The sequence below is a fragment of the Kistimonas scapharcae genome, from assembly GCF_039540975.1.
GTDB lineage: Bacteria > Pseudomonadota > Gammaproteobacteria > Pseudomonadales > Endozoicomonadaceae > Kistimonas > Kistimonas scapharcae.
On sequence record NZ_BAABFL010000296.1, the window covers coordinates 1 to 2,939 of the forward strand.

A 2,939-nucleotide genomic window follows, 5' to 3' on the forward strand; every position below is an offset into this window, starting at 1 on the left:
CAGGCGGTAATGGGAACATGGGGATGAGCTTAGGCGGCAGAACGTGAAATCGCCTTATGTACCGGTTTTTGAGTACTTACGTCACACCCAATGTCGTTCTGGAGTTTTTCAAGCTCATCCAGAATACGAATAAACTTGGTGCCAAATGCCGTTACAGTATACTCCACCCGCGGTGGCACTTCGTTATAGGTGACACGCTCCAGAATACCGAACTGGACGTTACGCTTCAGGCACTCATTCAGCACTTTAGTGGTTAACCCTTCCACACTGCGTACCATTTCACCGGGTCGATTAATCCCGTTTGCCAATAGCTGATAAACCGTCAACGACCATTTACAGCCAAAAATCGTTTCAACCATGCGTGCGCTTCGCTCAGGCGCTGATTTTCGCGAAAAATATTTTTCCTGTGTTTTCATCAAGATATACCAAAAAGTAACTACTGCACCGTTTTGTGCCTGCTTTTCGCGAGGCTACTGGCTTTTATACCCTGAGTCCACTTGATGAAAACATTCAACCAGGAGAATGGCTATGACTGACTCAGTCCAACCGGTTCATGTATCACAAAGCCAGGGCGTCGCACTGATTGTGGGCGGTTCCAGTGGTATGGGGCTGGCGACTGCAAGGCAACTGATGCAGCGCGGTATTCCAACGATCATCCTGGGAAACTCTCGTGACAAGCTGTCGGCTGCCCGTGATGCCTTGATGCCGTATGGTCAGGTGGAAACATTGCAGGCCAATCTGTACGAGCCCGGTGACGTTTCCACGGTGATTGATACGCTGAAATCGGAAAAGCGTCATATCCGCTACTTGGTCAATGCTGCCGGTTATTTCAAACCGACAGCCTTCCTGGCACATACCATGGAAGACTACGATGCCTATATGGAACTGAACAGGGCAACATTTTTCATTACCCAGACCGTTGTACAGAACATGGTGGTGCACGACGGTGGTGCAATTGTGCACATCAGTTCCATGTGGGCAAAGCAGGCAATCAAAGCAACGCCGTCGTCTGCTTATTCCATGGCCAAAGCGGGTCTGCATGCACTGACACAACATATGGCCATGGAGTTGGCCGAGCATAATATTCGTGTTAATGCGGTTGCACCGGCGGTCGTAAAAACGCCGATTTATAACGCTTTCATTGACCCGTCGGCAATGGATGAAACTCTGGCGACGTTTGATGCATTCCATCCTATTGGGCGAATTGGTACACCGGACGATGTCGCGAATACAATTAATTTCCTGCTGGGCGATGAGGCCAGCTGGGTGACCGGCGTGATCTGGAACGTCGATGGCGGTGTCATGGCGGGTCGAAACTAAAGTATCCGGATTATACGTCGTTAGTTTTACGTTTTGTCCAGCATGGTGTTTTAATGGCTTTGCCTGTGGTAAAGCCATTTGTTGCTAAGGCTATGTAGCACTGTTTATACGATAGGTGGGGCGTTGGATGATGGGAGATAACGGCAGCCTACCTTAAAGAGGCAGAGATAGTGCAGTTTCAACGTGTGTGAATTCGCTGAAGGTAAAAAACACGTCACCCATGCAGGAATTTTATGTGATGGTTGATCTATCCGACTGACTCAAGCGTTTGAAGGTGGCTTCTTATCTGCGCCCATTATTGGGTAAATCCGATAATGGATAAAAAAAGGCTCCAACAAGCAGAAAGAAGCCGAATACGATAAACGACGAGCCTACCCAGTCCCCCAGTCTGTTATCTGACTCCCAGGCCTCCCTGACGTCGAGAAAGGAGCGCACACTGTGCTGGTTGACGCTTAAGGCATATACCGTGAAGAAAACACGGTCATCGAAAGCGGCTGAGCGGGGATCTTCCGGATTAAAAAGCACCGTTACTGAGTGTTTGTCCGCGTTCTCAAGTGCTGCGTAGACCTTATCAAGAGCACCGGATTTGGAACTGTAGTGGAACTCTTCGTCAATACCGGTTAAGCCAAACTTAACTACATCACTGCCATACCGTTGGTGGTCCACCTTTTTAACGAAGTGTAACGTGCCTTCTGCGCTGTTAAGGTGCTGTGTTTCAGGAATATCTTCAGTGGCCAGGAAACACATAAAATAGCCAAAGGCTATTGAGAAAAGCCCTGAAAAAAAAAGCGCTTTTGACGTTCTGGTTTTAGTGTTCTTTATCAATGAACGTGTTCCTTCTGTTTTGATAAAGCCAAATTTTACAGTCACCTTTTTATCTTATCGCCTTTGCTGCTGATGTATCAAATTTTCAGCGCATGTTCTCTGGTATCAATGGCCTAATGGGTGCGATAAGTATCTTTATGGGGTATTGAACGATAGGTTTGTTTTTAACATGTTTATATTTGAATTTTTATTCTATTGGGATGGTCAAATGATTGGGCGATATATGTTTGATTGTCATGTGGCTCAAGCTATTCATCGCCAGTACTTTTAGCGATATGGAATGGTGTGTGATATTTGAATGAATTACATTTTTCGCTGAGATTGACTAATTATATCTGTTAGAAATAGATAGACTTTTTGATATTTAAAATGGCAATAGTAGACAGTAATCAATGCTCGAAGTTCCTGCTTAAAGACTAAAGTGCAATAGTCAGTGCCTGCAGTCACATTTATAGTAGTGGAAATGTTTCAACGAATAACACTGTTCGAAATCGTTGAGAGATCAGACATTCTCAATCGCCCGGAATCAAAAGTACCCCGTTAATAACAACTATCAGATCAAGATTCAGTTTAAGGGAGATTTAACTATGCAGACATCAATGACTTTGTTTCCCACTACTAATCCTTACAGCAGAGATATGACCACTGTGGATGGTCAGAGTGAAAATCAAGGTCATGGGGTGTCTATGAACCCTGCGTTGCTCAAAGGGAATCCTGATTACCACCTAACATAAGCCATTCTCCCGTCTAAACTTACGACACTGGTTTTCCTTGGGTTAGGAGACGTGTCATGG

The 2,939-nt window shown here is 45.5% G+C and carries 3 protein-coding genes; 1 reads left to right on the plus strand and 2 read right to left on the minus strand.

Going from position 1 to position 2,939, the window contains the following annotated elements:
- Positions 1-29: 29 nt before the first annotated feature.
- The gene (locus ABD892_RS11230) at positions 30-359 is read right to left on the minus strand and encodes a winged helix-turn-helix transcriptional regulator (protein WP_345195749.1); all 330 of its coding nucleotides are present in this window, start codon (positions 357-359) and stop codon (positions 30-32) included.
- 169 nt (positions 360-528) lie between these two features.
- On the opposite strand from ABD892_RS11230, the gene ABD892_RS11235 reads away from it, so the two are divergent.
- Positions 529-1,320, plus strand: a complete 792-nt coding sequence (locus ABD892_RS11235; RefSeq protein WP_345195751.1) for an SDR family NAD(P)-dependent oxidoreductase — start codon at positions 529-531, stop codon at positions 1,318-1,320.
- 282 nt (positions 1,321-1,602) lie between these two features.
- On the opposite strand, the gene ABD892_RS11240 is transcribed toward ABD892_RS11235, so the two are convergent.
- Positions 1,603-2,190 (minus strand): hypothetical protein, encoded by a 588-nt coding sequence (locus ABD892_RS11240; RefSeq protein WP_345195752.1) that lies wholly within the window; start codon positions 2,188-2,190, stop codon positions 1,603-1,605.
- Between the last annotated feature and the right edge of the window lie 749 nt (positions 2,191-2,939).

Excerpts from the sequence above, each read along its gene's own strand:
- ABD892_RS11230 (WP_345195749.1), bottom strand. The coding sequence starts at position 359 with ATGGTTGAAACGATTTTTGGCTGTAAATGGTCGTTGACGGTTTATCAG.
- ABD892_RS11235 (WP_345195751.1), top strand. The coding sequence starts at position 529 with ATGACTGACTCAGTCCAACCGGTTCATGTATCACAAAGCCAGGGCGTC.